Origin of the sequence: Herbaspirillum sp. SJZ107 (assembly GCF_006715485.1) — a bacterium.
Classification (GTDB): Bacteria; Pseudomonadota; Gammaproteobacteria; order Burkholderiales; family Burkholderiaceae_D; genus Telluria.
In genome coordinates, this window is record NZ_VFNH01000003.1 from 341,393 (window position 1) to 363,433 (window position 22,041).

Genomic DNA, 22,041 nt, shown 5'->3' on the forward strand with positions numbered 1-22,041 from the left:
ATGAAGAAGAAACTGATGGGCGCCGCCGTCGTGGTGGCTTTCCTGGCGATCCCGGTGGCGATCAAGTTTTCGGGCAAGACGGCGCAGCACGAAGCCGAGCTGGCGCAGGTTCAAAAGCTCGAGATCCACCCGTCGATCCTCGCCACCGGCAACCTGGTGTTCCGCCAGGAGGTGCAGCTGTCGGCAGAGGTCATCGGCAAGGTGGCCGCGGTGCTGGTCAAGGAAGGCGACAAGGTGGCGCGCGGCCAGACCCTGCTGCGGCTCGATCCGACCGTGTACGTGGCCGAGGTGGCGCAGCAGGAAGCCAACCGCCGCAACGCCGCGATCGCGATCGAACGGGCCCAGATCAACCTGGCCAACCAGGAGCGCGGCCTGGAGCGCACCGGCCAGCTGTACAAGGCCAAGTACATCGACATCTCGAAGTACGACGACGCCGTGCACCAGGTCGACCTGGCCAAGGTCGAGCTGCGCGCCAGCCGCGAGACGCTGGAGCAGGCGGCGGCGCTGCTGTCGCAGTCGCGCGAGCACCTGGCCAAGACCGAGGTGCGGGCGCCGATCGACGGTACCGTGACCGCGGTGCCGATCAAGATCGGCGAGACGGCAGTCGCCAGCGCCACCGGCATCGCCGGCTCGTCGCTGATGACGATCGCCGACGTCGGCTCCATCATGGCCGAGGTCAACGTCGACGAAGCCGACGTCGCCCGGGTCGCGGTCGGCCAGCAGGCCAAGGTGTTCCCGGCGGCCTTTCCCGACCAGCCGGTGAGCGGCCACGTCGAGAGCGTCGCCATGGCGCCGAAAAGCGCGCTGCCGGGCGCCCAGAGCCAGGGCCGCAGCTACGTGGTCAAGCTGCGCCTCGACGATCCGAAACTGGCGCTGCGTTCGGGCATGACCTGCCGCGTCGAGATCGTGGTCGGCAACAGCGCGCCCAGGCCGGCGGTGCCGATCCAGGCGGTGCTGAACGAGGAAATCGCCAGTTCCGAGGGCAACAGCGGCGGCAAGGACAAGGAGCACGTGAAAAACGTCAGTTATGTGTACGTGGTCCAGGACGGCAAGGTCAAGAAGACGACCGTGGAGCTGGGCCTGTCCGACGACGCCAACCAGGAAGTGACCAAGGGACTGGCGCCCGGCCAGACCATCGCGGTGGGGCCGGCGCGGCTGCTGCGCGAACTGCACGACGGCGACCTGGTGACCGCCAGGAAGGCGGCCGACGTCAAGACCGCGGAGGCGTCGCGGTGATCCGCCTGCAAGCCGTCCGGAAGCAGTACCAGATGGGCGACCAGACCGTCCACGCGCTGCAGGGCGTCGACCTGCACATCCGGCGCAACGAGCTGGTCGCCTTCATCGGCGCCTCGGGGTCCGGCAAGTCGACCATGATGAACATCGTCGGCTGCCTCGACCGCCCCAGCAGCGGCGAATACTGGCTCAACGGCCGCGAAGTGGCGACCATGAGCAGCGACGAGCTGGCCCTGGTGCGCAACCAGGAGATCGGCTTCATCTTCCAGAGTTTTCATTTGCTGCCGCGCGCCAGTGCGCTCGACAACGTGGCGCAGCCGCTGATCTACCGCGGCATCAAGCTGCGCGAGCGCCTGGCGCTGGCCGAACAAGCGCTCACGAAGGTCGGCCTCGGCACGCGCCTGCACCACCGCCCCAACGAACTCTCGGGCGGCCAGCGCCAGCGGGTGGCGATCGCGCGCGCGCTGGTCGGCAAGCCGTCGATCCTGCTGGCCGACGAACCGACCGGCAACCTCGATTCGACCACCAGCCTCGAAATCCTGGAGCTGATCAAGGAAGTGCATGGGGGCGGACAGACCGTCGTGATGGTAACCCACGAACCCGAGATCGCCGAGCAGTGCCAGCGCATCGTGCGCCTGCGCGACGGCGTGATCATGTCGGATACCGGCGTGCGCAGCGGCGCGGGCACCGGCGCGGCGTCGCCCTCGGCGCCGGGGAGCGCGGCATGAACCTGTTCCTGGAAAGCGTGCGCTCGGCGCTGGCCTCGATCCGCGCGCACCGCCTGCGCAGTTTTCTCACCTCGCTCGGCATCATCATCGGGGTGGCTTCGGTGATCACGGTGATCTCGCTGATCCAAGGCTTGTCCAAGAGCGTCAGCGACCAGTTCATGGGGCTCGGCGGCAACGGCCTGACGGTCCAGCCGCACAACGAGTTCAAGGAAGTCATGCGCGGCAAGATCAATTTCCTGCGCTTCGAGGACGTCGAGCAGCTGCGCCTGCGCGTCGACGAGATCCGCGACCTCAGCCCGGTCTTCGTCCCCGGCATGTCCGAAGTGCGCTTCACCGGCCAGTCCACCGTGGCGCAGGTGACCGCCACCACCGCCAGCTACCAGGAAGTCAACCAGCGCTATGCGCGCCTGGGCCGCTTCATCAGCCATTCCGACGATGCCGGTGCGCGCCGCGTGGCCGTGATCGGCGAAAAGCTGATCGAGGACCTGCACCTGCCGGCCAACCCGGTCGGGCAATTCATCCTGTACGCCAACGAGTGGTTCAAGATCGTCGGGGTGATGGAAAAGCGCGGCGAGGTCTTCGGCATGTCGCAGGACAGCGTGCTGATCATTCCTTACAAGACCGGCCAAAGCATCATCGGCAACAACACGCGCCCGCAATTGCGCATCACGGTGGCGGTACGCGACCTGTCCCGGCTCGACGCCACGCGCAGCCGCATGCGCGCGGTGATGCGCCAGGCGCACCGCCTGAAACCCGACGAGCGCGACGATTTCGAGATCGAATCGGCCGACCAGGTCGCAAAAACCTTCGACAAGATCAGCAGCACGGTAACGCTGGTGATGGGCGGCGTGGTCAGCATCGCGCTGCTGGTGGGCGGCATCGGCATCATGAACATCATGCTGGTATCGGTGAAGGAGCGCACGCGCGAGATCGGCATCTGCAAGGCGATCGGCGCGCGCAGCCGCGACATCCTGCTGCAGTTCCTGATCGAGGCGGTGACGCTGTCGCTGCTGGGCGGGCTGATCGGGCTGGTGATCGGCTACGGGCTCGGCGTGGCGATCGCGGCCATGATCCCGGACTTCCCGCCGGCCGTGGTGCCGTGGTGGGCGGTGGCCTTGTCGGTGCTGTTTTCGGGTTCGGTGGGTGTGGTTTTCGGGGTGGTGCCTGCCAGCCAGGCCGCACGGCTGGATCCGATCGAGGCCTTGCGGTACGAATAGGGCATGTTTGTCCAGCAGGGCACGCTTGCGCTGGCTCAAGGGTGGGGACTTGAGCCAACGTAACATGATCCGGTCGCTTGTCCTGACGCGTCCGGAGCCTGCATGCTTTATAGATATTGCGCAATGCTATTGTTGAGTGTCCTGCTCTTCTGCGGGCCGGCGCTGGCGCATGAGGCCGACCAAGACACCGGCACCGATCCCGCGATCGTGATCGACCGCCATATCCAGCATTACGTGGTCGAGCCCAGCGGCGCTTACCTGCTCACCGTCGATGCCGCAAAAACCATCGTCGAGCAGCGTGCCGTGCAGGAGCATGGCCAGTACTACATCAGCTACAACAAGACGCTCGACGAGGTCGTCGCCATCGACGCCTATACGCTGAAGCCCGACGGGCGGCGGGTAGCGCTGCGGCCGGACCAGATCAAGGACCAGCAGGAAGCCGCGTCCACCGACGCCCCGATGTTCCAGGACACGCGTCTGAAGATCATCGTCTTTCCCGAGGTGGCGGCGGGCGACCAGCTGGTGGTCAGGTACACGGTCCGGCGCGGCACGCCGCTGTTTCCCGGCCATTTCGAAGACCTGTCGTCATCGCCGTTCTACCTGAATAAAAACTTCGTGCTGGTCTACGACATGCCGGCATCGATGCCGCTGCACGCGGATGCGGTCGGCTTCGTGCCGGTGCCGCTGTCGCCGCGCGACGTCGTCCCGGCGGGGCACAGGCGCTACCAGTGGCGCTACGCCGGCGGCGGCAACCAGCGCCTGGAAGCCGATGCGGTCAGCTATCTCGACTACGGCAAGCGGCTGGCAGTGTCGACGTTTGCGGACTATGCCGACTTTGCGCGTGCCTTCCGTGCCAATACCCTTCCCGCGACCGGCAGCGCCGCGGTACCCTCCCCCGCCATCGCCGCGCTGGCGCGCCAGCTCACGGCCGGCCTGTCGGATGCGCGCGCCCGGACACTGGCGCTGTCCGACTGGGTACGCCGCAACATCCGCTACGTCGGCGTCTACATCGGCCCCGGCGGCGTGGTCGCGCACCCGGCCGCCACCGTGCTCGACAACCGCTACGGCGACTGCAAGGACCACGCCGCCCTGCTCGAAGCGATGCTGGCGGCGGTCGGCATCGGCAGCACCGGTGCGCTGGTCAACAGCGGCAACGCCTACCAGCTGCCGGACACGCCGACGCTGGGCGTGTTCAACCACATGATCACCTACGTGCCCAGCCTCGACCTCTACCTCGATCCGACCGCGGAATCGACGATGGCCGGCTACCTGCCCGCAGGCATCCTCGGCAAGCCGGCGCTGCTGCTGGCGAGCGGCAGCTTCGCCATGACGCCGATCCTGCAGCCGGAGCGCAGCCGCACCACCACCTGGTTCGACATCGGGCGCGACGGCCGCAGCCGCTTCAAGGTCAGCAAGACCGCCAGCGGCGCCAGCGCCGAGCCCTGGCGCAAGACGGTGCGCGAGACCCGCCTGGCCGAGCGCGACCAGTTCGTGCGGCGCATGCTGCAGGGCCTCGGCCAGAAGGGACAGGGCGTGTTCGACGCCGGCAAGGTGGATAGTCCAGGCAAGGACGGGAGCGACGAATACAGCCTGTCGGTTTCAGGAAGCAGCGAGCATTTCCTCGACCTGCCCGGACCGAGCGCGCTGGCCACCACCTACGATGTCTGGGGTGGCCTGGGCGAAGCCGTGTTCACGCTCGGCCAGGAAAAGGAGCGCCACCAGGCCTTCGTCTGCCCCGCCGTCGATGCCGAGGACGAAACCGGCTTTCGCCTGCCGAAGGGTGTGCGCGTGCTGGCGCTGCCGAAACCGACCAGCCTGATGCACGGCGGCATCCATTACCAGTCAAGCTATGCGCGCCGGGGCAGCGCGATCGTGGTCAAGCGCCGCTTCACCTTCCGCCACGGCCGCGCCACCTGCACGCCGGACGACTACCGCGCCATGCAGCCGGCGCTGGAACGCATCATGCGCGATCTGCGCAGCCAGGTCGTGGTCAGCGGGCGCTGATCGTCTCAGTCCTGCTTTCTGCGCGCAACCGGTCTACCGCCTCGTCGCTCAGCTCGAAGCGCAGGTCGACGCGGTCGCGCCCGGAACGGTAGCCGCCCGGCCAGCGCGCGATCTCGACGAAGCCGCAACGCTGGAAGAAGCCGGCCGTGTGAGGGTGGGTGTCCACCGTCACGTAGCGTGGCCGGCCTTTGCGGCCGGCCATGTGCAGCAGCCGGTAGTGCAGGAGCGCGCGGCCGATGCCGGTGCCGTGGCGGTCCGCGCGCACCAGGCCGAACACCAGGGTGCCGAGGTTATAGAAATCGGAGAGCTCGTAGCCGCCGAACGCGATCACCTGGTCGCCTTCGACGGCCACGAACAGCGGCCCGTCCGGCTCGTCGAGGGCCGAGCGCAACCAGGCTTCTTCGGATGCTGGGAAGTGGTCGGGCACGTTGGTGCGGAAGGCGGCGAGGACCGACTTGCGGTCGTCCGGGCGGTAGCGCCTGATACGTATCTTCATGTTTTTACAAGGAAAAATAAATCAGAAATCATTAGGTGAATCGGTGCAAGACCTGTATATTCCATCTCGCACTACATCAAGTCGTCGTTACCGTTGGTCTCCTTCCTGTTTCGCCTTCACGGCATTCCTGTTCGATTCTCCGCTGTTTCTATCTTGGTCGCATGTGCGTTCCCGGGCATCGCTTTGCTGTCCGTGCTTTCAACACACTCATATAAGAGGTATCAAATGGCTACTCAAACCGGCACCGTGAAATGGTTCAACGATTCCAAGGGCTTCGGCTTCATCGCGCCTGATGCAGGCGGCGACGACCTGTTCGCGCACTTCAAGGACATCCAGTCGGACGGCTTCAAGAGCCTGGCCGAAAACCAGCGCGTCTCGTTCGAACGCTCGCCGAGCCCGAAGGGCGAAAAGGCGAGCAACATTCGCGCAATCTAAAGCGTCTAACAAAACCTTCAGGGCAAGGCGCAACGTCGAAGACAGTACGCTAGTACAGCGAGACGATGCAACGCAGCCATGGAGGTTCTTGTTAGGCGCTTTAACAGGCTTGCCTGACGGGCGGCCGCACCACGCAGATAGCATGGGCGCTCCGCACTGACAGGCAGACCCTCGAAAAACCCGCTGCGGCGGGTTTTTTGTCGTTGGCGCGCCGTATTCCTGGACGTGATCAGGCACACAACGAATCGTGCTCCTTGTTCACTTGTCCATTGACCGTTACATTACGGCCATGGGAGCCGACGAAACCATCATCGTGGAAGACGCCGTGCAGGTGCTGGCCATGGTCGGCGACCTGAGCATGGGGCTGCCGTCCGACCATTCGATCCGCACCGCGCGCCTGGCATCCAAGCTGGCCGAGGAAAACGGCGACGAAGCCGATGCCTGCACCAGCACGCGCCTGGTGGCGCTGCTGCGCTGGTCGGGCAGCACCGCCACCGCCGGCGGTTTCGCCAGCCTGCTCGGGGACGACGTCGCCGGGCGCCATGCGATGATCACGCGCACCCTGCCCGGCAATCCCAACCTGACGCTGCCCAACGTGCTGCCCCTCGCCCAGATGCAGTGCGAGGTGGCGGGCGACATCGCGGTCCTGCTCGGCCTGTCCGCCGATGTCGAGGACAGCCTGCGCCACCTGTTCGGCAGCCCGCAGCGCGGCGACATGCAGGACGTGATGTTCGCGCCTAACTTGCCGCGCTCGGTGTTCTACGTGCGCCTGGCCGGCGACCTGGAAATGCTGGCGCCGGCCCACGGCACCGAAGGCGCGCTGCGCCTGGTCCAGGAGCGCGCCGGCGTCAAGTATCCGGCGACGCTGGTAAGTAAGCTGCTGCCGCATGCGCAGGCCTGGCTGGACGCCCTCGAAGAACCTTCGTGCGCCGCCAATTACGCGGGCCACGACCGCCTGGTCCCGCTGAGCATCATCGCCGACGTGATCGAGCTCAAGCTGCCCTGGCTGGCCGGTTACTCGCGCCGCGTGGCCGAACTGGCGCGCCGCAGCGCGGCACTGGCCGGCATGCTGGCGCTCGAAGAAAAACCCTTGCAACGCGCCGCCCTGCTGCATGGCATCGGCCGCGTGACCGTGCCGAACGCGGTATGGATGCGCAGCACCAAACTGGAAGCGGCCGACTGGGACAAGGTGAGAAAAGTACCGTTCTGGACCGCACGCGCCGGCACCCAGGTCGCGGCGATCGCGTCGGACGCCACGCTCGGTTCGCTCATCTACGAGCGGCTGGACGGCAGCGGCTACTACCGCAAGCTGCGCGGCGACAGCCTCGGCATGCAGGAGCGACTGCTGGCGGCGGCCGCCGCCGTCACCGCCCTGTGCTCGGCGCGGCCCTGGCGCCATGCGCACGGCTTGCCGGCGGCGGCGACGCTGATGACGGCGCAGGCGGCGGCCGGACGCTTCGACCGCCATGCCGTGGCGGCCGTGATCGAAGCGGCGCGCGCGCCGGCGCCGAAGAACGGCGGGGCACGGCCGCTACGGGATGGGCTGCTGTCGGAGCGCGAGATCGAGGTCTTGCGCCACGTCAGCCTCGGCGAAAGCAGCCGCGAAGCGGCGCGCGCCATGAAGATCAGCCCGGCGAGCGTGCGCGCGCATGTCGACACCATTTTTCAGAAACTCGAATCGCACTCGCGGCCGGCAATGACGCTGAAAGCCCTGGCACGCGGCTTGATCTGATACGTCAATCCGTATGCAGCTGCATGGTGGCTGCATTCATCTTGCCTTCGCACACCATCGGAATGATGCGCAAGGCCTTGTCGATCGCTTCTTCGATCAGCGTCTGTTCTTCGCGCCGCGGCCGGTGCAGCACGAAGTCGGCGACGGCCTGCTGCAAGCCCAGCGTGCGCGGATGGCCGATGCCCAGGCGCAGGCGCCAGTAATCCTGGGTGCCGAGCGCCGACGTGATGTCCTTCAGGCCGTTGTGCCCGCCCGACGAGCCGCCGCGCTTGAGCTTGGCCGCGCCCGGCGGCAGGTCGAGTTCGTCATGCACGACCAGGATTTCTTCCGGCGCCACCTTGAAGAAACGCGCCAGCGCGCCGACCGACTGGCCGGAGCGGTTCATGTAGGTCAGCGGCTCGAGCAGCCAGACATCCTTGCCGCCGATCGAGGTCTTGGCGACCATGGCGTTGAAGCGCGATTCGCGCTGCAGGTGGCAGCCGGGCAGCGAATTGGCGAGATTATCGACCAGCCAGAAGCCGGCGTTGTGGCGGGTTTGTTCGTATTCGGGGCCGGGGTTGCCGAGGCCGACGATCAGGCGGATATGCATAGATAAGCGTCAATGGAATCGTGAGGCTCGATTATCGCGGAAAACGGAGCCGGCAGGCGACAGACAAGGACGATGAAAAAAATAGAGGAAGGATAAGAAAAAAACCCGCCGCAACTTGCGTCGCGGCGGGTTTTTCTGATGACTGCCCGCCGAAGCGGGCAGCCGTCGATGCGAGAATTACTCGGCAGCAGCGTCAGTCGAAGCAGCACCGCGCGGGATCGACGAGGTGGCAACGGTCTGGTCGTCGCCGTGGGCGACGATGGTGACGCCTTCCGGCAGGGCCAGCTCGGACACGTGGATCGATGCACCGGCTTCCAGCTTGCTCAGGTCGACGGTGATGAATTCCGGCAGTTGGCCCGGCAGGCAGGACACTTCCAGTTCGTTCAGCACGTGCGAGATGATCGCGCCGCCCAGCTTGACAGCCGGCGAGACGTCGGCGTTGACGAAGTGCAGGGCGACCTTGGTGTGGATCGGCTGCGATGCATCGACGCGCTGGAAGTCCACGTGCAGGACCAGTTGCTTGTATGCGTGCATCTGGAAGTCACGCAGCAGGACTTGCTGGGTCTGACCTTCGATTTCCAGGTCCAGCACGGAACCGTGGAATGCTTCTTTCTTGAGCGCGTGCCAGAGGGCGTTGCCGTCGACGGCGATCAGTGCCGGGGCAGCGGCGCCACCGTAGATGATGCCCGGGGTCTGGCCAGCGTTACGCAGGCGGCGGCTCGCTCCGGTCCCCTGCTGTTCGCGGGTAAATGCGACTACTTTCATGTGAAACTCCAATGATGAAGGGTCCGAATGCTGGATGCGTCCAGCCCGTAACCCGGTTGTGGAAGCCCCCGCGACCAGGGGCTTCCGTGGAATGAGCACGCAATGACGCGCTCAAGAAAAACCTAAACGTCGCCCCTGCGGAGGCAGGGGCGACGTACTCAATCTATTCTTTAATCGACGAACAGCGAAATAACCGAATCGCCCTTGACGATACGCTTGAAGGTCTCGGCCAGCAGCGGTGCGCAGGTCAGTTGGCGGATCTTGCCGCAAGCCTGGGCAGCCGGGCTCAGCGGGATCGTGTCGGTCACGACCAGCTCGTCCAGCGGCGAATTCGAAATGCGGTCGATCGCCGGGCCGGACAGGACCGGGTGCGTGCAGTAGGCCACGACTTTCTTGGCGCCACGTTCTTTCAGGACTTCGGCGGCCTTGGTCAGCGTGCCTGCGGTGTCGACCATGTCGTCCATGATCACGCAGTTGCGGCCTTCGACTTCACCGATGATGTTCATGACTTCCGACACGTTCGCCTTCGGACGGCGCTTGTCGATGATCGCCAGGTCGCAGCCGAGGCGCTTGGCCAGCGCACGGGCGCGCACCACGCCGCCGACGTCCGGCGACACGACCAGCAGGTCGTCGTAGTTCTTGCGCTGCAGGTCGCCCAACAGCAGCGGCGATGCGTAGATGTTGTCGACCGGAATATCGAAGAAACCCTGGATCTGGTCGGCGTGCACGTCCATGATCAGGACGCGCTCGACGCCGGCTTCTTCCAGCATGTTGGCGACGACCTTGGCCGAGATCGCGACACGCGCCGAACGCGGGCGGCGGTCCTGGCGCGCATAACCATAGTATGGAATCGCCGCGGTGATACGGCCAGCCGATGCGCGCTTGAGAGCGTCGACCATCAGGATGATTTCCATCAGGTTGTCATTGGTAGGCGCGCAGGTCGATTGGAGGACGAAGACGTCCTTGCCACGGACGTTCTCGTTGATCTCGACCATGACTTCGCCGTCGGAGAATTTCGAGACGACAGCTTTGCCGAGAGGAATACCGAGGCTTTTTGCGACCCCTTCTGCTAGCGCCGGATTGGCATTGCCGGTAAAAACCATCAGGTTTTCGTAAGCCATGGGAGTCCCAGAGATGTAAGCGTTGAAAGAAACCTTGGGCCGCTCACCGAGAGGGATAAAGCGACACTACAAAAAAAATGGGCCGCTCGAGGCGGCTCCACTTTAGATTGCCTGCTGGAGCACGAGTCATCGACAGCCCAGGCAAAGAAACTTTGGCAGGGGAACAAGGATTCGAACCTTGGTATGCCGGAATCAAAATCCGGTGCCTTAACCAGCTTGGCGATTCCCCTACGCTGAAACTTTACTTCCTTATCGCTACCGCAACTTTATATCGCTGCTGCATCGACAGGCAAGATTTTATTCTACAACTCGTTGATTTGCAAGAGCGATTTTATCGGATGTTTCGTTAGCGACTTTGCTTTCCATGCTTTCCACTGGGGCGGCACTTTCTCAAGTACTGCTTCAGCTTCTTGCTCACTGGAAAACGCGCTGAACACGCACGCTCCGGAACCAGTCATCCTGGCCGCTCCGTAACCGCTCAACCATTCGATCGCCTGTGCTACCGGCGGGAACAATCTCGCTGCCACGTCCTGCAAATCATTTTTCCCGAAGCCAATCTGATCGTGTAGATCATCATGTCGCCTGGAAAAGTCCGCTATTATGATGGGCTTCGTATTTCTTGTCAAATCTGGCGCCGTAAAAATTGCGGCAGTCGGGACCGATACGCCAGGCTCGACCACGACATACCAGCAATCCGGGCCTGGCACTGCCTGCAGCGCCTCCCCTACCCCTTCCGCAAACGCGGTTTCGCCGAACAGGAAGAAGGGAATGTCCGCGCCCAGCGGCAAGCCCAGCGCCATCAGTTCCGGGGTCGACAAGCCTGCCTTCCATAAATGGTTGGCCGCCATCAGCGCAGTGGCCGCATCCGACGAGCCGCCGCCGAGGCCGCCGCCCATGGGCAGGCGTTTCTCGATGGCGACGTCGATGCCGGGCGGCAGGCTGCCGTGGCGGCGCCGATATTCGGCCTGCAACGCACGCAGCGCGCGCACGATCAGGTCCTGCTCTTCCAGCACGCCTGGCACGTTGGTGGTGCGGACGATACGGTCGTCGCCGCGCAGGTCGAAGTGCAGCGTGTCGCCGTGGTCGATCAGCTGGAATACCGATTGCAGCAGGTGGTAGCCGTCGGGCCGGCGGCCGGTCACGTGCAGGAACAGGTTCAGCTTGGCCGGGGCCGGGCAGTCGTGCAACCGGGTGAGCAATGAAACCTGTGCCATTCAAGCCGCCGGATCGATGACGATGGTGAGCGCCAGCTCGTCGCTGGTGGCGCTCGCGCTGCGCTCGGCATTGATGCGGCGCGGCATCGGCACCGGCGTGCCATCCGGCGCCTTGCCGCCCTGCCACTCGGCAAAGCGCAGACGCCAGCCATCCCTGGTGACGACGTTGTCGTTGGCCGGCGACGCCGAGAACGGCTTGCCCTGGGCATCGGTGGCGTGGCCCTGCAGCCAGTCGCGCAAGCCGCTCACCGGCAGCGTCCAGCCCAGCGTCTGGGCGGTCAGCGTGTCGATGTCGGCGGCGCTGCGCGTCTTGCCGTCGTTCAGCGTCAGCGTGGCGGCCTGGGGCGTGACATGGAGCACTGCCTGGGTCTGGCGCAGCGGTCCGAAGATTTCCACGTCGATGCTGCCCGGACGCTGGGTCCAGGTATAGGCACCGTTCAGGCGTTGCGGTTGCCCGTCCTTCTGGTAAGTCACTGCCAGTTTGCCGCTGAGGTCGATGGTGTCGCGGTAGGCGGCCACCGGGACGTTGGGCACCGGCAGGCTGGGGCCGGACGTGGCGCAGCCGGCCAGGACGGCGCTGAGCGCCAGGACAGGCAGCAAACGAAGGGAGGAATGAATCTGCATCTTGATATGAGGGGTTCTCAAAAATGAGAACCGGCGGACAAGGCTGCCGGTCCGTTCGGTTTAATTTAATATTATTTCAGATCGATACGCGCAGGCGGGTCAGCGTGCTCTTCAGGGCATCGTTGCGCGGGTCCTTGGCCTTGGCTTCGCGCCACAGCTTGCGGGCATCTTCCTGCTGGCCCATCTTCCACAGCACCTCGCCGAGGTGGACGGCGATTTCCGGATCGTTGCGCAGCGAATACGCCTTGCGCAGATGGGCGGCGGCTTCGGTCAGGTTACCCATCCGATATTGCACCCAGCCCATGCTGTCCATGATGAAGGGATCGTTGGGCGCCATGCCGAGCGCTTTCTGGATCAATTCATGGGCTTCCTTGAGACGCACGTTGCGCTCCGCCAGCGAATAGCCGAGGGCGTTGTAGGCGTGCTGGTTGTCGGGCACCTTGGCGATCACCTGGCGCAGCGATTTTTCCATCACGTCGACCTTGCCGAGCTTTTCGGCCATCAGCGCGTAGTCGTACAGGAAATCCATGTTGTCCGGGAAGCGCTTGACGCCATCCTGCATCAGCTTGAAGGCTTCCTGGTTCTTGCCGGCGTCGCGCAGGATCTGGGACTCGACCAGCACCACCTGCGCCTGCTCGGCCTTGTCGCTCGGCTGCAGCGTGGCCAGCTGCTTACGCGCCCCGGCCAGGTCGCCGCCCTTGGCCAGCAGCTGGGCGCGGCGCAGGGCAACGCTGAGCTGGACTTTCGGATCGTCGCTGTCCATGCGGTCGAGCCAATCGGTGGCGGCCTTGATGTCGCCGCGTTCCTCGGCCAGCTGCGACAGGATCAGCAGCGCCTTGGTCGGATCGTTCTCCTGGTCCGGCGTCTTGTCGGTGATGTCGACGAAGCGCGCGAAGTAACCCTCGGCGCCGCGCGCATCGTTCATCTGCATCGACAGCACGCCCAGCGCATACAGGGTGGCGGGGTCGTTCGGCCGCGACTTGTCGAGCACCAGGAATTCCTTGCGCGCGGCGTCGAACTGCTTGTTGTTGACCAGCAGGCGCGCATGGGCGGTGCGCACTTCGCGTGCCTCCGGGTGGGTCGCCAGGAAGTCCTGCAGGATCTTCGTGGTGCGGGCTTCGTCTTCGGTGACCTGGGCCAGGGTCAGGACCGCGATTTCGGAATCTGGTTTGATCTGGAGCGCGGTCTGCGCTTCGCGCACGGCATCCTGCTTGTTGCCCTTGGCCAGTGCGGCCTGGGCCAGCACCACGTGGGTTTCCATCATGTTGCCGTAGGGTGCGACCAGGCGCTGCAGCATGGCGATGGCGGCATCCTTGTCGCGCGCGCGCAGCACCAGCTGCTGCATCTGGAACATCACCAGGCCGCGGGCGCCGGGCGTGGCCTCGGCCAGGCGCTGGGTCAGGAGTTTTTCTGCTTCGGCCAGGTTGTCGGACAGGATCACCAGCCCCAGATAGTACTGGTTGGCCTCATCGGAGCCGGGTGCGTAGTCGCGCCACAGGCGCACCGCGGCGAGGGCGTCGTCGGGCTGCTTGGCCGACAGCGCCATCTCGGCGGCCCGCTTGGCCAGGCGCGGGTCCCTGGTCTGCTGCGCCAGGCTCATCATGGTGAGGTAGGGGCCCTGCCAGTCGCCGTTCTTGAAGGCCATTTCGGCTTTCAGCAACTGCTGCATCATGGCGCTGGTCATTTGCACGTTCGGCAGCTTGTCCTCGCTCTGCTCGGCCGGCGGCACCGGAGCGCCGGCCGCAGGCGTGCCGGCCTTGGCCTCGGCGGCGGCCAGCGGCTGGTCCGACGTGTCCTGCGCCGGCTGCTTGGGCGCTACAGCACAGGCCGACAACAATGCGGAGAGAGTTACAATGGCGAAAGCGTTTTTCAAGGCAAATCCCACGTCAAAAAGATTGTCCGATTCTACGCCGAACGCCTGCCGCGCGTACGAGACCGCAACACGTTTTTACATTCCTGTCATCTTTTCTTCCCATCGCTCATGCCTGAACTCCCGGAAGTCGAAGTCACCCGGCGCGGCGTCGCGCCGCACCTGGAAGACCGTATCGTCGAAGACGTCATCCTGCGCCGCGACGGCTTGCGCTGGCCCTTCCCGCCCGACCTGCCCGCCTTGCTGAAAGGACGGCGCATCCTGTCCACTGGCCGGCGCGGCAAATATCTTTTGATCAATTTCGAGCATGGCGTGCTGATCGTCCACCTCGGCATGTCCGGCCACCTGCGCGTGCTGCCCGAGGGCATCGAGCTGAAGAAGCACGACCATTTCGACCTGATCGTAAGCGGCGGCCCGGAAGGCCGGCGCGTGCTGCGCCTGCACGACCCGCGCCGTTTCGGCGCCGTGCTGTGGCATGCCCACGACGATGGCGAACTCGAGCAGCACATCCTGCTGCGCGGGCTCGGCGTCGAACCCTTGCTCGACGGTTTCGACGGTGCCCTGCTGTACCGCGAGACGCGCAAGCGCAACGCCCCGATCAAGCAAGTGTTATTAAGCGGCGACATCGTGGTCGGCGTCGGCAACATCTACGCCTGCGAAAGCCTGTTCCGCGCCGGCATCAGTCCGAAAACGGCGGCCTCGCGCATCAGCCGTGCGCGCTACGACAAGCTGGCCGAGGCGATCCGCGACATCCTTGCCGCCGCCATCGTGCAGGGCGGCAGCACATTGCGTGACTTTATTGCGGTAAATGGTCAATCTGGATATTTCCAGCAGACATATTTCGTCTATGATCGTGCAGGAGTGCCTTGCCGCAACTGCAGTACGCCGGTACGCCAGATCAAGCAGGGCCAGCGCTCCACCTTCTACTGCGCCGTTTGCCAGCGCTAAGCTCGCCGAGACAACACCACGGTCAACGATCATGCAAGATCTACAACAATATAGTGCGTGGCGCGAACGCGTCGCCACGGCGCTGGAACAGTACCGCAGCTGGGTGCAGGCGGCCGAGCTGCTGGATGCCGAGGCCGGCCAGCGCCTGGCGCGCGCGCTGGCGCGGGTGCGCGACGACCGCCTGTCGGTCGCCTTCGTGGCCGAGTTCTCGCGCGGTAAATCCGAGCTGATCAACGCGATCTTCTTTGCCGACTACGGCCAGCGCATCGTGCCGTCCAGTCCGGGCCGCACCACCATGTGTCCGACCGAGCTGGCCTGGGACCCTGCCCTGCCGCCGTGCATCCGCCTGCTGCCGATCGAGACCCGCGCCGCGCACCTGGCGACGAGCGACTACCGCGACGACCCGGCCGCCTGGACCGTGCTGCCGCTCGACCTCGATGCGCCCGAGCGCATGATCGACACTTTCAAGCAGGTCAGCTTGACGCGCCGCGTGAGCAAGGACGAGGCGTCCGGCTTCGGCCTGTACGACGCCGGCGATCCCGACCTGGCGGCGACCGTGGGCGACGACGGCCTGGTCGAGATCCCGCAGTGGCGCCACGCGCTGATCAACTTCCCGCACCCGCTGCTGAAGCAGGGCCTGGTGATCCTCGACACGCCCGGCCTGAACGCCATCGGCACCGAGCCGGAACTGACGCTGAACCTGATCCCGAATGCGCACGCGGTGCTGTTCGTGCTGGGCGCCGAGACCGGCGTGACCAAAAGCGATATCGAGGTCTGGCGCACCCACATCGGCGCAGAATCGGGAAACAACGCGGGACGGCTCGTGGTGCTGAACAAGATCGACGCCATGTGGGACGAGCTCAAATCGCCGCAGGAGAACGACGCCGCGATCGCGCACCAGCAGGCCAGCGTGGCCCAGCTGCTGGGCGTGGCGGACACCCAGGTGTTCCCGGTCTCGGCCCAGAAAGCCCTGGTCGGCAAGATCAACGGCGACCTGGCGCTGTTCGGGAAGAGCCGCCTCGGCCGGCTCGAGACCGCGCTGTTCGACGAACTGGTGCCGGCACGCCAGGACATCCTGCGCAGCCAGCTGCGCCAGGACATGGACCTGCTGCTGGCCGGCCAGCAGGCGCTGCTCGGCACCCGCATCCGCGACCTGGTCGAGCAACAGCAAGAGTTGCAAAGCCTGCGCGGCAAGAACCAGGGCGTGATCACCCACATGATGCGCCGCGTCGAGATGGAAAAGAAGGAATTCGACGCCAGCCTGTTCAAGCTGCAGGGCACGCGCGCCGTGTTCACGACCCTGTCGACGGAGCTGTACAGCAGCATCGGCATGGACGTGGTGCAGGGCCAGGTCGACGCCGTGCGCGCGGCGATGCAGGCCGCGCGCTTCGGCACCGGCACGCGGCCGCCGGTGCGCGCCTTCTTCGAGGCGGTGCGCGCCAACCTGGACGCGTCGAGCGCCAAGATCGGTGAGATCAACGCCATGATGGATTCGATGTACCGCAAATTCTCGGCCGAGCACGGCCTGAGCATGGCGGTGCCGATGCGGCTGTCGCTGCAGCGTTATCGCGAAGAGATCGACGCCATCGAAGCCATCTACATGAAACAGTTCGGCACCGCGACGCTCTTGATCACCAGCCGCGGCACGCTGCTCGAGCGCTTCTTCGACTCGATCGCCTCGCGCGTGCGCCAGAGCTTCCGCGCGGCGAATGCCGACATCGAAGCCTGGCTGAAGGTGATCATGGCACCGCTGGAAGCGCAGATCCGCCAGCACCGCGAGCAGCTGCGCGGGCGCCAGACCTCGATCCAGCGCATCCTCGAGGCCACCGACACCCTGGAACAGAAGATCGCCGCCTTCGAAGCCGCCCAGCAAGACCTGGAGAAGGTCAAGGGCCGCCTGAGCGGGCTGTCCGGCGCCGTCACGCGCGCGCTGGACGCCGACCTCCCCCAACTGGAAGCTGCATGAAACGCCTCACCGAATTCGATATTTCAGAACTGGAAGACCCCAGCTTTTCGCGCGCCGTCATCGAATGGCAAAAGCAGCACGGCCGCCACGCCCTGCCCTGGCAGAACACGCGCGACGCCTACCGCATCTGGCTGTCCGAGATCATGCTGCAGCAAACGCAAGTGACGGCGGTGCTCGGCTATTACGCGCGCTTCCTGGAGCGCTTCCCGACCGTCGCCGCGCTGGCCGAGGCGCCGCTGGAAGACGTGATGGCGCACTGGAGCGGCCTCGGTTACTACACCCGCGCGCGCAACCTGCACGCCTGCGCCAGGCGCGTGGTCGAGCAGTACGGCGGCGTGTTCCCGTCCGACCCGGCACTGCTGGCCGAACTGCCCGGCATCGGCCGCTCGACCGCCGCCGCCATCTCCGCCTTCTCCAGCGGCACCCGCGCCGCGATCCTGGACGGTAACGTCAAGCGCGTGTTTGCGCGCGTGTTCGGCGTCGACCAGTATCCGGGCCTGAAACCGGTCGAAGACGCGCTGTGGCGCCGCGCCGAAGCGCTGACCCCGGCGGATGGCGGCATCGAAGCCTATACGCAAGGCTTGATGGACCTGGGCGCTACGCTGTGCACGCGTTCGCGTCCCGACTGCGAGCGTTGCCCGCTGCAGGCGCGTTGCGTGGCCTATGCCACCGGCCGCACTGCCGAACTGCCAGTGCGCAAACCGAAAAAGGAAACACCGGAAAAGCGCGCGCTGATGCTGGCCGTGGTCGAGGGTGGCCAGGTGCTGTTGCAGCAGCGGCCGGAATCCGGCATCTGGGGCGGCCTGCTGTCGCTGCCGGAATTCGACGGCCACGTCGGCGTCGACGAGGCCGAGGATGCCGACGTGGCGGTGCTGGCGAATGCCGCCGGCGAGTTCGGGACGGTCGACGAGGTGGAACCGCTGCTGCCGCTGGTGCATGGTTTTACCCATTACAAGCTGCATATCCAGCCGTTCCGGGTCGGCTTGGCCAAGCGCGCGGAGACGCCGGCCGGGCATGTGTGGTGGGACCTGGCGGCGATCGGCGAGGCGCCCTTGCCGGCGCCGGTAAAGAAGCTGCTGGGGCAGCTGGCGGCGCCGACCTTGTTCGGCTGAGCGGCGATGGCACGCGCCGACCGCTTGCTCGCGCTGCTGCAGGCGCTGCGCCGGCACCGCTATCCGGTCACCGGCGAGGCGCTCGCCGCCCAGCTGTCGGTCAGCCTGCGCACGCTGTACCGCGACATCGCCACCCTGCGTGGGCAAGGTGCCCATATCGAAGGGGAAGCCGGACTGGGTTATGTGCTCAAGCCGGGCTTTTTGCTGCCGCCATTGATGTTCACACAGGAGGAGATCGAGGCGCTGGTGCTGGGCGGGCGCTGGGTTGCGCAGCACGGCGATGCGGTGCTCGGCGCCGCTGCGCGTGAGGCCGTCGATAAGATCGCCGCCGTCCTGCCGGAAGCGCTGCGGCGCAATCTCGACGGCACCGGCCTGCTGGTGGCCCGCCCAAGTGCGGATGCGCCCGCGGCGCCGGACATGGGGCCGATCCGCGTCGCCATGCGCGACGAATGCAAGCTGGTGCTGGACTACCGCGACGCCGGCGGTGCCACCTCGCAACGCACGGTCTGGCCCGTCGCGATCGGCTTCTTCGAACAGACTCGCATCCTGGTCGCCTGGTGCGAGCTGCGCCAGGCTTTCCGTCATTTCCGCCTCGACCGCATTGCGGCGCTGGAAGTCAGCGCCGCACGCTACCCGCGCCATCGCCAGGCCCTGCTGCAGGCATGGCATGCCAGCGAAGGCATTCCCGAACAGTGACGTGGCCGACGCAGGCTGCTGACAGAAACTGACAGTCCCCGCCCCTACACTGGCCGCTCTGTCAACCACTGAAGGAGCACGCCATGTTAAGCCCGCAATACACCATCCTCTACGTCGCCGATCCCGCCGCCAGCGCGCGCCTGTATGCCGGCCTGCTCGGGGCCGAAGCGATGGAAGTCATGCCGACCTTTTCCCTGTTCGCCCTGGAAAATGGCCGCATGCTCGGCCTGTGGGCGCGCGACAGCGTCCGGCCGGACGGCGACCTTGAAGGCAGCGCCAACGAACTCGCCTTCCGCGTGACGGATACGGCGCAGGTTGACGCCCTGCACGCCGACTGGCGCGCACGCGGTCTTGCGATCCTGCAGGCGCCGGTCACGCTGGACTTCGGCTATACCTTCACCGCAGCCGATCCGGACGGGCATCGACTGCGCGTGTTTGCGCGCAGCGAATGAGCGATTACAGCTCGTCGAGCGAGAAGATCCGCTTGTGCTCGCGGATCGCATAGCGGTCCGTCATCCCCGCGATGTAATCGGCGATCTTGCGCGCCTGCTTGTGCTTGTCGCCGCCGGCCACCTGGTAATCGAAAGGTAAAAGCACCGGATCCGTCATGAAGGCCTCGAACAGCTCGCGCACGATGCGGCTCGCCTTGACCCGCATGCGGTTCACCTTGTAGTGGCGGTACAGGTTGGCGTACAGGAAGCGCTTCAGGGCCGTGGTCTCGGCGCGCATGGTCGCCGAGAAGCGGATCAGCGGCGGGCTGTTGCGTACATCGTCGATGCTTTGCGGATTGGCTTCCTTGATCAGGCGGCACGACTCATCCACCAGGTCGGCCGTCATTGCCGTGATCATCAGGCGGATCGTCTCGTACAGCTCGCGCCGGCCCGGCAGGCCCGGGTACTGCTGCACCACCTGGCGGTGCAGGCGCGCGAACAGCTCGACCTCTTCCATCTGCTTCATGGTGAGCAGGCCGGAGCGCAGGCCGTCGTCGATGTCGTGGTTGTTGTAGGCGATTTCGTCGGCCAGGTTGGTCAGCTGGGCTTCCAGGCTGGGTTGCGTCTTGTCGATGAAGCGCAGGCCGAGCTCGCCCAGCTGGCGCGCATTCGTCAGCGAGCAATGCTTCAGGATGCCCTCGCGCGTCTCGAATGTCAGGTTCAGGCCGTCGAAAGCGCCGTAGTGCTCTTCCAGGTGATCGACCACGCGCAGGCTTTGCAGGTTGTGCTCGAAGCCGCCGTACTCCTTCATGCATTCGTTCAGCACGTCCTGGCCGACGTGGCCGAACGGCGTGTGGCCGAGGTCGTGCGACAGCGCGGTGGCTTCGACCAGGTCTTCGTTCAGGCGCAGGCTGCGCGCCAGCGTGCGCGCGATCTGGGCCACTTCGATCGAGTGGGTCAGGCGGGTGCGGAACAGGTCGCCCTCGTGGTTGAGGAAGACCTGGGTCTTGTATTCCAGCCGGCGGAAGGCGGTCGAGTGGATGATCCGGTCGCGGTCGCGCTGGAATTCGCTGCGCGAACCGGCGGCCGGCTCCGGATGGCGACGCCCGCGGCTCTTGGAGGAGTGCGCCGCATAGGGCGCCAGGTGGGCGTCGAAGTCGATCATGCTGCCGGCCTTTCCACGGTGGCGGCGAGCGTCGCTTCCAGCTGCTCGCGCGGGGCGCCGGTGATGCTCGGGCTGCCCAGGGGTTTCAGCAGGATGAACTTGATCGCCCCGCCCTCGTTCTTCTTGTCGACTTCCATCAGCTCGATCCAGCGTTCCAGGCCGAGGTCCGGCGCCACCGTCGGCAGGCGCGCCGCCCGGGCCAGCGCGCGCAGGCGCTCGACGCTGGCGCTGTCGATCAGGCCCATGCGGTGCGACAGGTCGGCCGCCATCACCATGCCGCAGCCGACCGCTTCGCCGTGCAGCCAGGCGCCGTAGCCGAGGCCGTTCTCGATCGCGTGGCCGAAGGTGTGGCCGAAGTTCAGTACCGCGCGCAGGCCGCCTTCGCGCTCGTCGCGTTTGACCACGTCGGCCTTGATCTCGCACGAGCGCAGGATCGCGTGCGCCAGCGCGTCGTGGTCGCGCGCGACCAGCTTGCCGATGTTCTGCTCGATCCAGTCGAAGAAGCCGGCGTCGAGGATGGCGCCGTGCTTGATGACCTCGGCCAGGCCGGCCGACAGTTCGCGGTCGGGCAAGGTGTCGAGCGTCGCGGTATCGGCGATCACGGCGCGCGGCTGATAAAAGGCGCCGATCATGTTTTTACCGAGGGGATGGTTGATGCCGGTCTTGCCGCCCACCGAGGAATCCACCTGCGCCAGCAGCGTGGTCGGGATCTGCACGAAGGGCACGCCGCGCATGTAGCTGGCCGCCGCATAGCCGGTCAGGTCGCCGATCACGCCGCCGCCGAGCGCCACCAGCGTGGTCTTGCGGTCGCACTTGTTGGCCAGCAGCGCGTCGAACACCAGGTTCAGGCTCTCCCAGTTTTTGTATTCTTCGCCGTCCGGCAGGATGATCGTCACCACCTCGCGCCCGGCGGCGCGCAGCGGTGCCGCGACTTTGTCGAGGTAGAGCGGCGCCACCGTCGTGTTGGTGACGATCGCCACCTTGCCGCTGCCGCTGATATGGCGCGTCAGCAGCGCGCCGTCGTCGAGCAAGCCGCGGCCGATCACGATCGGATAGCTGCGCTCGCCCAGTTCGACGTCAAGTGAAATGCATGCCTGTTCATTCATGTTGGTTCTTGCCTTGCGCGCGCGTGCCGTTTCCAGCTGCGCAATCTGGTCGATGATGGTCTGGACCATCGATTGTACGTTAGGGCGGCCGGTATCGATGATCAGGTCGGCAATCTCGCGGTAGAGCGGCTCGCGCTGGGCCGTCAGGTCTTCCAGTTTCTTGCGCGGGTCGGCGGTCTGCAGCAGCGGCCGGTTCTTGTCGTGCGAAGTGCGCTGCAGGATGCTGCTCACGCTGGCGCGCAGGTAGACCACGGTGCCGCGCTCGGCCAGCAGCGCGCGGCTGGAAGGGTTCAGCACGGCGCCGCCGCCGGTGGCCAGCACGATGCCGCGCTGCGCGGTCAGGTCGCGGATCACGTCGGCTTCGCGCCGGCGGAAGCTGGGCTCGCCCTCGATTTCGAAGATCCACGGGATCGAGGCGCCGGTGCGCGCTTCGATCTCGTGGTCGGAGTCGATGAAGGCCATGTTCAGGCGCCGCGCCAGCAGGCGACCGATGGTGGTCTTGCCGGCACCCATCAAACCGACGAGGAAGATGTTGTTGTTCTTGCAGTCAGGCACTATTTCGATCGCTCAAAATGCAGACGGCCAGGAT

20 protein-coding genes and 1 tRNA gene are annotated in these 22,041 nt (G+C 65.7%); 11 read left to right on the forward strand and 10 right to left on the reverse strand.

Annotated features, from left to right (window positions below; all coding sequences use genetic code 11):
• From FBX97_RS19605 to FBX97_RS19620, 4 genes are all read left to right on the forward strand, one after another.
• Nucleotides 1–1,236 (forward strand): efflux RND transporter periplasmic adaptor subunit, encoded by a 1,236-nt coding sequence (locus FBX97_RS19605; RefSeq protein WP_141835493.1) that lies wholly within the window; start codon nucleotides 1–3, stop codon nucleotides 1,234–1,236.
• Complete coding sequence (locus FBX97_RS19610; RefSeq protein WP_185748665.1) at nucleotides 1,233–1,961, forward strand: ABC transporter ATP-binding protein; 729 nt, start codon at nucleotides 1,233–1,235, stop codon at nucleotides 1,959–1,961. Before FBX97_RS19605 ends, FBX97_RS19610 begins: the two co-directional genes overlap by 4 nt.
• A complete protein-coding gene (locus FBX97_RS19615) occupies nucleotides 1,958–3,178 on the forward strand; it encodes an ABC transporter permease (protein WP_141835498.1) in 1,221 nt (406 codons plus the stop codon). The genes FBX97_RS19610 and FBX97_RS19615 overlap by 4 nt, the downstream gene beginning before the upstream one ends.
• 123 nt (nucleotides 3,179–3,301) lie before the next feature.
• The gene (locus FBX97_RS19620; RefSeq protein WP_255517559.1) at nucleotides 3,302–5,182 is read left to right on the forward strand and encodes a DUF3857 and transglutaminase domain-containing protein; all 1,881 of its coding nucleotides are present in this window, start codon (nucleotides 3,302–3,304) and stop codon (nucleotides 5,180–5,182) included.
• Here FBX97_RS19620 and FBX97_RS19625 read toward each other — a convergent pair.
• Nucleotides 5,169–5,678: a GNAT family N-acetyltransferase gene (locus FBX97_RS19625; RefSeq protein ID WP_141835506.1), complete on the reverse strand. Its 510-nt coding sequence runs from the start codon at nucleotides 5,676–5,678 to the stop codon at nucleotides 5,169–5,171. The two genes, FBX97_RS19620 and FBX97_RS19625, sit on opposite strands and share 14 nt — an antisense overlap.
• Nucleotides 5,679–5,903: 225 nt before the next feature.
• Here FBX97_RS19625 and FBX97_RS19630 point away from each other — a divergent pair, with 225 nt between their 5' ends.
• Both FBX97_RS19630 and FBX97_RS19635 read left to right on the forward strand, forming a co-directional pair.
• Nucleotides 5,904–6,113, forward strand: a complete 210-nt coding sequence (locus FBX97_RS19630) for a cold-shock protein (RefSeq protein WP_141835509.1) — start codon at nucleotides 5,904–5,906, stop codon at nucleotides 6,111–6,113.
• 289 nt (nucleotides 6,114–6,402) lie between these two features.
• Nucleotides 6,403–7,845 (forward strand): HD domain-containing phosphohydrolase, encoded by a 1,443-nt coding sequence (locus tag FBX97_RS19635; protein WP_141835512.1) that lies wholly within the window; start codon nucleotides 6,403–6,405, stop codon nucleotides 7,843–7,845.
• 4 nt (nucleotides 7,846–7,849) lie between these two features.
• Here the strand turns inward: FBX97_RS19635 and pth are convergent, their stop codons facing one another.
• The 7 genes from pth to FBX97_RS19670 form a co-directional block, all read right to left on the reverse strand.
• Nucleotides 7,850–8,434, reverse strand: a complete 585-nt coding sequence (pth, locus tag FBX97_RS19640; protein ID WP_141835515.1) for an aminoacyl-tRNA hydrolase — start codon at nucleotides 8,432–8,434, stop codon at nucleotides 7,850–7,852.
• 177 nt (nucleotides 8,435–8,611) lie between these two features.
• The gene (locus FBX97_RS19645; RefSeq protein WP_141835518.1) at nucleotides 8,612–9,199 is read right to left on the reverse strand and encodes a 50S ribosomal protein L25/general stress protein Ctc; all 588 of its coding nucleotides are present in this window, start codon (nucleotides 9,197–9,199) and stop codon (nucleotides 8,612–8,614) included.
• A gap of 170 nt (nucleotides 9,200–9,369) precedes the next feature.
• Complete coding sequence (locus FBX97_RS19650) at nucleotides 9,370–10,320, reverse strand: ribose-phosphate pyrophosphokinase (RefSeq protein ID WP_141835521.1); 951 nt, start codon at nucleotides 10,318–10,320, stop codon at nucleotides 9,370–9,372.
• A gap of 153 nt (nucleotides 10,321–10,473) precedes the next feature.
• A tRNA-Gln gene (locus FBX97_RS19655) sits at nucleotides 10,474–10,550 on the reverse strand.
• Between the two features lie 72 nt (nucleotides 10,551–10,622).
• Nucleotides 10,623–11,534 (reverse strand): 4-(cytidine 5'-diphospho)-2-C-methyl-D-erythritol kinase, encoded by a 912-nt coding sequence (gene ispE / locus FBX97_RS19660; protein ID WP_141835524.1) that lies wholly within the window; start codon nucleotides 11,532–11,534, stop codon nucleotides 10,623–10,625.
• The gene (locus tag FBX97_RS19665; RefSeq protein WP_141835527.1) at nucleotides 11,535–12,158 is read right to left on the reverse strand and encodes an outer membrane lipoprotein LolB; all 624 of its coding nucleotides are present in this window, start codon (nucleotides 12,156–12,158) and stop codon (nucleotides 11,535–11,537) included.
• A 76-nt stretch (nucleotides 12,159–12,234) separates the two neighbouring features.
• Complete coding sequence (locus FBX97_RS19670) at nucleotides 12,235–14,031, reverse strand: tetratricopeptide repeat protein (RefSeq protein ID WP_141835531.1); 1,797 nt, start codon at nucleotides 14,029–14,031, stop codon at nucleotides 12,235–12,237.
• Between the two features lie 108 nt (nucleotides 14,032–14,139).
• On the opposite strand from FBX97_RS19670, the gene mutM reads away from it, so the two are divergent.
• From mutM to FBX97_RS19695, 5 genes are all read left to right on the forward strand, one after another.
• A complete protein-coding gene (gene mutM, locus FBX97_RS19675) occupies nucleotides 14,140–14,976 on the forward strand; it encodes a bifunctional DNA-formamidopyrimidine glycosylase/DNA-(apurinic or apyrimidinic site) lyase (protein ID WP_141835534.1) in 837 nt (278 codons plus the stop codon).
• A gap of 31 nt (nucleotides 14,977–15,007) precedes the next feature.
• Nucleotides 15,008–16,942, forward strand: a complete 1,935-nt coding sequence (locus tag FBX97_RS19680; RefSeq protein ID WP_185748666.1) for a dynamin family protein — start codon at nucleotides 15,008–15,010, stop codon at nucleotides 16,940–16,942.
• Complete coding sequence (gene mutY / locus FBX97_RS19685) at nucleotides 16,939–18,054, forward strand: A/G-specific adenine glycosylase (protein WP_141835537.1); 1,116 nt, start codon at nucleotides 16,939–16,941, stop codon at nucleotides 18,052–18,054. The genes FBX97_RS19680 and mutY overlap by 4 nt, the downstream gene beginning before the upstream one ends.
• Nucleotides 18,055–18,060: 6 nt before the next feature.
• Entirely contained in the window at nucleotides 18,061–18,750 is a 690-nt protein-coding gene (locus tag FBX97_RS19690) for a YafY family protein (protein WP_141835540.1), read from the forward strand.
• An 83-nt stretch (nucleotides 18,751–18,833) separates the two neighbouring features.
• Nucleotides 18,834–19,202, forward strand: coding sequence for a VOC family protein (locus FBX97_RS19695; protein WP_141835543.1), 369 nt, complete (start codon nucleotides 18,834–18,836; stop codon nucleotides 19,200–19,202).
• A gap of 4 nt (nucleotides 19,203–19,206) precedes the next feature.
• Here FBX97_RS19695 and FBX97_RS19700 read toward each other — a convergent pair whose 3' ends face one another.
• Together FBX97_RS19700 and aroKB are read right to left on the reverse strand one after the other, a co-directional pair.
• Nucleotides 19,207–20,346, reverse strand: coding sequence for a deoxyguanosinetriphosphate triphosphohydrolase (locus FBX97_RS19700; RefSeq protein ID WP_141835547.1), 1,140 nt, complete (start codon nucleotides 20,344–20,346; stop codon nucleotides 19,207–19,209).
• Nucleotides 20,343–21,965: a bifunctional shikimate kinase/3-dehydroquinate synthase AroKB gene (gene aroKB / locus FBX97_RS19705; protein WP_370457323.1), complete on the reverse strand. Its 1,623-nt coding sequence runs from the start codon at nucleotides 21,963–21,965 to the stop codon at nucleotides 20,343–20,345. Before aroKB ends, FBX97_RS19700 begins: the two co-directional genes overlap by 4 nt.
• Nucleotides 21,966–22,041 lie beyond the last annotated feature (76 nt).

Bases quoted from the DNA above. Each gene is read 5' to 3' on its own strand.
- aroKB (WP_370457323.1), bottom strand. From the start codon at position 21,965: ATGGGTGCCGGCAAGACCACCATCGGTCGCCTGCTGGCGCGGCGCCTG.
- FBX97_RS19680 (WP_185748666.1), top strand. From the start codon at position 15,008: ATGCAAGATCTACAACAATATAGTGCGTGGCGCGAACGCGTCGCCACG.
- FBX97_RS19625 (WP_141835506.1), bottom strand. From the start codon at position 5,678: ATGAAGATACGTATCAGGCGCTACCGCCCGGACGACCGCAAGTCGGTC.
- FBX97_RS19630 (WP_141835509.1), top strand. From the start codon at position 5,904: ATGGCTACTCAAACCGGCACCGTGAAATGGTTCAACGATTCCAAGGGC.
- mutM (WP_141835534.1), top strand. From the start codon at position 14,140: ATGCCTGAACTCCCGGAAGTCGAAGTCACCCGGCGCGGCGTCGCGCCG.
- FBX97_RS19665 (WP_141835527.1), bottom strand. From the start codon at position 12,158: ATGCAGATTCATTCCTCCCTTCGTTTGCTGCCTGTCCTGGCGCTCAGC.
- ispE (WP_141835524.1), bottom strand. From the start codon at position 11,534: ATGGCACAGGTTTCATTGCTCACCCGGTTGCACGACTGCCCGGCCCCG.
- FBX97_RS19635 (WP_141835512.1), top strand. From the start codon at position 6,403: ATGGGAGCCGACGAAACCATCATCGTGGAAGACGCCGTGCAGGTGCTG.
- FBX97_RS19605 (WP_141835493.1), top strand. From the start codon at position 1: ATGAAGAAGAAACTGATGGGCGCCGCCGTCGTGGTGGCTTTCCTGGCG.
- FBX97_RS19620 (WP_255517559.1), top strand. From the start codon at position 3,302: ATGCTATTGTTGAGTGTCCTGCTCTTCTGCGGGCCGGCGCTGGCGCAT.
- FBX97_RS19690 (WP_141835540.1), top strand. From the start codon at position 18,061: ATGGCACGCGCCGACCGCTTGCTCGCGCTGCTGCAGGCGCTGCGCCGG.
- FBX97_RS19700 (WP_141835547.1), bottom strand. From the start codon at position 20,346: ATGATCGACTTCGACGCCCACCTGGCGCCCTATGCGGCGCACTCCTCC.
- FBX97_RS19695 (WP_141835543.1), top strand. From the start codon at position 18,834: ATGTTAAGCCCGCAATACACCATCCTCTACGTCGCCGATCCCGCCGCC.
- FBX97_RS19645 (WP_141835518.1), bottom strand. From the start codon at position 9,199: ATGAAAGTAGTCGCATTTACCCGCGAACAGCAGGGGACCGGAGCGAGC.
- pth (WP_141835515.1), bottom strand. From the start codon at position 8,434: ATGCATATCCGCCTGATCGTCGGCCTCGGCAACCCCGGCCCCGAATAC.
- mutY (WP_141835537.1), top strand. From the start codon at position 16,939: ATGAAACGCCTCACCGAATTCGATATTTCAGAACTGGAAGACCCCAGC.
- FBX97_RS19650 (WP_141835521.1), bottom strand. From the start codon at position 10,320: ATGGCTTACGAAAACCTGATGGTTTTTACCGGCAATGCCAATCCGGCG.
- FBX97_RS19615 (WP_141835498.1), top strand. From the start codon at position 1,958: ATGAACCTGTTCCTGGAAAGCGTGCGCTCGGCGCTGGCCTCGATCCGC.